The 5,905-nt window shown below is 42.2% G+C and carries 4 protein-coding genes; 3 read left to right on the top strand and 1 reads right to left on the bottom strand.

The annotated features are described in order from the left end of the window. From AC0QHF_RS12045 to AC0QHF_RS12035, 3 genes are all read left to right on the top strand, one after another. Nucleotides 1-1,931: calcium-binding protein (locus AC0QHF_RS12045; protein ID WP_324704460.1), on the top strand; the 1,931-nt coding region annotated here is incomplete at its 5' end. 63 nt (nucleotides 1,932-1,994) lie between these two features. Continuing rightward, nucleotides 1,995-4,151, top strand: a complete 2,157-nt coding sequence (locus tag AC0QHF_RS12040) for a Calx-beta domain-containing protein (RefSeq protein ID WP_324704459.1) — start codon at nucleotides 1,995-1,997, stop codon at nucleotides 4,149-4,151. A 160-nt stretch (nucleotides 4,152-4,311) separates the two neighbouring features. Further along, nucleotides 4,312-5,607 (top strand): CAP domain-containing protein, encoded by a 1,296-nt coding sequence (locus tag AC0QHF_RS12035; protein WP_324704458.1) that lies wholly within the window; start codon nucleotides 4,312-4,314, stop codon nucleotides 5,605-5,607. 84 nt (nucleotides 5,608-5,691) lie between these two features. On the opposite strand, the gene AC0QHF_RS12030 is transcribed toward AC0QHF_RS12035, so the two are convergent. Next, on the bottom strand, nucleotides 5,692-5,905 hold a 214-nt coding region (locus tag AC0QHF_RS12030), incomplete at its 5' end, for a hypothetical protein (RefSeq protein ID WP_324704457.1).

The following is a 5,905-nucleotide window of genomic DNA, read 5'->3' as shown; positions in this document are numbered from 1 at the left end:
GAATTAGCGGGGACGTGGATGTGACATCCAATGGAAAAGGCAGCGTGGTGCAACTGCCTCGGTTGACGGCTTTTGACAGCATCGTCAAAACCAACGGTGGACAGGTAAAAAAAATTGCTCCGAAAAAATCGCCAGTTGAAGATAATAAAACGATTGAGGGTACAGCAAAAGATGATCTGATTAACGGAACAAAAAAAGACGATATAATTAACGGTCAAGCGGGTGATGATACGCTGAATGGAAATAATGGTAATGACAAATTACTGGGTGGTAAAGGTTGGGACTTTATTCAGGGAAATGAAGGTAATGATACGCTATTGGGCAACGAAAACAGTGACGTTTTGGTTGGAGGAAACGGTCGGGATATTCTTACAGGTGGTTCTGCCAGTGATGTATTTTTCCTGACACCAGAAACCAGTAAAAAAACACTGGCAGATCGAATTACAGATTTTGATAAGGCGACAGACTTTATTGTTCTTGGCAATAACTTAACTGCCGATCAAGTGAAGCTAGAAAAAATCAAAGAAGGCACATTAATTACCGTCAAAAAAACAGGTAAAATCTTGGGAATTGTTGAGAAAGTGCAACCCTCAGATTTAGAATATAGTTTGATTTCTGGTAATGTTCCCAGTGATTTGGGCAAATTAGTAACCTTTGGAGAACCGATTTCTAAAAGTTTAGCAAATGGCAACGTCAAGTTGGAACTAAAAGGTTCTGACGGCGGTAAATTCACGACGACTTTGTCAGAAGAAAAAGGGATTGAACAAATTCGTTATTTGGCAGGTCGTTCATCAAACATCAAAGGTTCTTTTACACTTGACATCAAAAACAACGGTTCTCAAATTAATTTACAAATAGATGGAAATAAAAACGAGTGGGAAATTAAAAGGAAAAAAAATGAAGAGATAGATGTTTCCTTAAATGGTGAAGTATTTATGACGCTTCCTCCCATTCCTAAAAACGATGATGGTGGTGAAGATACAGATTGCTGTGATATAGATTTATTAGACCCATGCAAGATATTCAAACAGATTTGTGCAACTGTGGAGCAAATCAATAGCGTTCTCAGTTGGATACCGCCTCTGCCAAGTTTAGCTCCTTTGACTGCTGTACAAATGGGGTTGGAATTTACCGAATATGCTTGCTTATTAGTCTTAGGAGATGATCAAAAATTGAACGACTTGATCGCTTCAAAAACTCTCAGTTTTTTAAGTGAAAAAGCGGGAGATGCAATGCTAAATTTTTACCGAAAACAGACTCGCTTCAATAAATTTTTGGACGACAACGAAATTTTCATCAATCCCAAAGTTTTTGATGCCCTTGAGCGAACCAAAAAACAAAATGATGACATATTCAAACAGTTTCTTGGCAATGGAGTTAATTCAGTTCCTTTTTTCTCAGATTTAAGCAGTTCTATTGTCCGTTTTATTGACGATAAATTGCCAAACAATAATCGCAATAATGTCATGAAAAATCTCAGAAAGCACCTGGGTATAGATTGGTGTGATGAAGATGTAGAAACCAAGGAAGCAAACATTGAAATTGCGGGGCCCAAAGAAGTTGATCACCATAAATACGCCTTGTTTACCGTCTCCTATGATAACCCCGAAAAAGAAGCGAAAGGAGTCGAAATTATGGGGTTTGACGGCCTGACATCTGGCGTTAAATTTGTACCCATACCCAAAGCAAAACTAGAAGAAGGTAAATTTCAGTTTAAAGCATACAATGAGGACTTTTTTGGGAGTGTAGATGCAGAGAAAGTCTTTTCGGCAAACCTAGTAAGTGAGCCCTCCGTATTTTCTTACACGATCGCCGCCAGTGATCCAGATGCGACAGTTAACTTTCTGGGTGCTGGAGGCTGGTCAGGCTTGAATGCTCAAGCGATTCCAGCGACTGATAAAAATGGTGACTTTTGGGTCAAGTGGTTGTAGTACATTTGATTGGGAAATAAGAGAGATGAATTCCACGAAAAAGCAAATTAGCAGGTACGAACAATGGATAGCATTTTGAACTCGGAAACTGCTTTTTTCGTTCCAGAAACAGATATTCTGGGCCTCAACCAGATTGAGAAAGAGAATTTGGGTTTGGGGTGCGATCGCGCTTTCATTTCCAGTTCTCCGCTGGCTGGAGCGATCGCCTGGGGATTGCCGGAAGAAACGACTCCCAATGATCATGGAGAAGCAGCACAGGCAGAATTGCTTTTAAATAGCCGAAATGAAGCGATCGCGAGTGGAGACTATTTATTATTAACAGATTCCGCTGTTATCGACTCCGGTAGTGGTAGAGATTTACTGACTGGCTATACTGAGGAAATGTCCCCGGAAGACAGCGAAGATGTGCTGACGGATGATACCCGTGCGATTGAGAAAATGGTGTATGGAGTCTTGCCAACAGTTCAGGAGTTGCTGCAAGATTTTGCCGATACACCTGAGTTTGAAGTTGAGATGAGGTTGGCGTTTGGCAATCGTTACGATGCTCAAAAAGCGGATGTCTTAATGTCGGCTTTATCTGGGGGAGATGTAGAGGTATTGCAAGGAATTGAGATTGTCGATTGCGATTTTATTAAAGGGGCGAATGGTGCTTTTGCTGGAGAGACGGAAACGATTTATTTGGCGCGGGAGTTTGTGTCGGAAAACTCGGGTAATGTCGGGGCGATCGCTTCTGTAATTGTTGAAGAGTTCGGTCATTATTTAGATTGGGAAATTAATAGTAGCGATACCCCTGGAGATGAGGGGGAAATATTTGCGAGTTTTGTGTTGGGCGAGGAGTTGAGTTTGCCTGAGTTTTGGGGAATGAAGGTAGAGGATGATGGGGAAATAGTATTTTTATATAACGATAAAATTTTAATTGAAAAATCATCCATTTTAAATGTTACAAAAACAGGTAAAAATGATATAGATTCTCTGATAGGTTCCACCAAATGGAACATGAATGATTTGAACAATAAAATAACTTACGGATTTGTAGTAGCTGATGGAGATGGTTATGATAGCGAGCCTTTACAGAAGTATGGCAATAAGCATCTCTATCCACTGAATCATAGTGGACAGAGTATGGTCAGAAAAGTTTTGAATGACTTGGAGAAAATTATACCCATCGATTTTGTGGAAACATCATATTCATATAACAATCCGCCTATTATGGTTTTTATGGGTGTAGAAACCGATGGAAATCTTTCCTTTGCTTATTATCCATCTAACTCTTATGCAGGAGGAGATGTTTTCCTTGATAATGACTATCAAGACAGCTATGATACTGTAGCCCATGAAATCGGTCATGCTTTGGGCTTAAAACATCCTGGCTTCTATAACAAGGATGACAATGGACCTTTCTTGCCAGCTTCAAAAGATAATACAAACTGGACGGTTATGAGTTATAACAATAAGTTTCCATTACCTCAAGATTATCAGTCGTTAGACATTAAGGCTCTTCAATACTTGTACGGTAAAAGTGGAAGCGGCAATAGACAACCTTCAATACAAATTAATGACATTTCGATTAAAGAGGGCGATCGCACCAAAAGAGCCATGTTTAAAGTCACTCTCGACACCCGCGCTACTGAAACAGTGAAAGTCGGTTATCAAACAGTGAGCGATACTGCCAGTAGCGGTGACGACTACCGCTACAAATCTGGTACTATTACCTTTAAACCAGGTCAAAAAACCAAAAAAATTAGAGTCCCCATTTACGGCGATAACTTCAATGAAGGAAATAGAGGTTTTTGGGTGAATTTAACCAATCCTAGCAATGCTGAAATCAGCGATGGATGGGGTTATGGTTCGATTATCGAAGACGACCTTACAGTCACCCCCTCAGTTAAAATAAATGACATTTCCATAACAGAGGGCGATCGCACCAAAAGAGCCACATTTAAAGTCACCCTAGATACCCGCCCTACTCAAAGTGTTAAAGTAGATTATCAAACAGTGAATGATACTGCCTGGAGCGCTTTCGACTACCGCCACAAATCTGGTACTATTACCTTTAAACTAGGTCAAAAAACCAAAAAAATTAGAGTTCCTATTTACGGCAACAATTACTATCAGGGAGATAGAAATTTTTGGGTTTATTTAAGCAATCCGCGCAACGCTGAGATCGAGAGCGAAGACGACCAATGGGGTCACGCTTGGATTCTTGAGGATGATTTTTAGTCGGCGGATTCTGGCTCAGGAGCCATTGGCGATCGCCTTTTCCAAACCAACAAGGTGATTTTGAGTGAGGCGATCGCACTCCTAAAACCGATTCGTAGCAAACCCTGATTGAAGCCCAAAATGTGCCAACAAATTCATCGAATTTAAGGAGGCTAAGATTATGGCTGGAACAACCAATCAAAAATTTGTCAAACAAGTTATCGCACTGACTAACAAAGAACGCGAACGGTTCGGCTTAGAGCCTTTGGAGTCCAAGGGCAGGCTCAACACAGCGGCTCAAACCCACAGCCGGAATATGGCACAGAAAGACTTCTACAGTCATACGGGAAAAGATGATTCTTCTTGTGGCGATCGCATTGAGAAAACCGGTTATAAAGCCGAAACCTCGGGAGAAAATATTGCCGCTGGTCAATCCACACCCAAGGAAGTCGTTGAGGATTGGATGGATAGTAGTGGACACCGATCAAACATTCTCGACCCAGATTATGAAGACATTGGTGTGGGTTACTACTTCCGAAAAAATGACCCGGGTTACTATCGTTACCACTCTTACTGGACGCAAAACTTTGCCACCTCCGACGATGGCAAGGATTGGTGGTCAAAGTACCAAAACTTTGAGTATGGAGATGAAGGCAATGATAAACTCAAAGGCATTAAAGGGAAGGATTACTTAAGAGGTTATGAAGGCAACGATACCATCACTGGTGCAGCGGGCGACGACTATCTTCATGCGAGCAAAGGTCGCGATGTCGTCAAAGGAGGATCGGGCAATGATGAAATTCTGGGTGGAGACGGTTTTTTTTGTGGTATCGTGCAGCGCCGTTTGGATGATGAGGAAGATTCTGGCGACAAACTTTATGGCGAGGGCGGTAACGACCTGATCCAAGGAGATGGTGGTAAAGATTATATTGATGGTGGCAAGGGCCGAGATATCCTCTGGGGTGGCAGCGGCAACGACACCGTTCTAGGTATGATTGGCAATGATGCAGTCAGCGGTGGAGAAGGTAATGACTTACTCCAAGGCGGTAAAGGTAATGACTTTTTGTGGGGAGATTCGGGTGCCGACACCTTGATCGGTGTTCACCCGAAAACCGCTCGTCCTGGTAAGGGCGAGCAAGATGTCCTCACCGGCGGGGATGATGACTATGACTGGTGGAAGGAGCAAGATGGCAAAGATACCTTTGTCTTGGGCGATCGCCGCAAAGTATTTTACAACGATGGCAAGAAAAATAACGCAGGCAAAGGCGATTATGCCTTGATTCGCAATTTCAATACCGATGAAGACATCATCCAACTCCACGGTAAAGCCAAAAACTACACTCTCAAAAATTCACCCCAAGGAATGCCCGAAGGCACGGCTATTTTCCTCGATACTGCGGGCAAAGATGAATTGATCGGTATCGTCGCCGATGTTTCCGATTTGAACATTAAAGCTGATTACTTCAATTTTGTTTAGCTTAGTCTAAACCTAACGTAGAAAACATCCAAAACCTCCAGGAATTTTAGAGAGAAACTCCCGGAGGTTTATTATCACACCAACTTAAGTTTGGGTCGAACCGCCAATGTCGATGTTGCTCTGGGGATTCTCGCAGAATGCCGATTTGAATAGCTGTGAGCGATCGGCCTGTTCTCTCCTCCACCAGTTGTCCAACTCGCTTAACAATTTCTTCATTTTTTTGACGGTCCATCGTTCGTCTCCCTGATCTGCAAACTGGGGTCTAAAACCCTCTGTGACGGAACTTGAAGCCCGAATA

The sequence above is a fragment of the Lyngbya sp. CCY1209 genome (genome assembly GCF_055795065.1).
This window is presented reverse-complemented; position numbering and strand designations above follow the sequence as displayed.

Coding starts and splice junctions, on each gene's coding strand:
- AC0QHF_RS12040 (WP_324704459.1), top strand. CDS start 1,995: ATGGATAGCATTTTGAACTCGGAAACTGCTTTTTTCGTTCCAGAAACA.
- AC0QHF_RS12035 (WP_324704458.1), top strand. CDS start 4,312: ATGGCTGGAACAACCAATCAAAAATTTGTCAAACAAGTTATCGCACTG.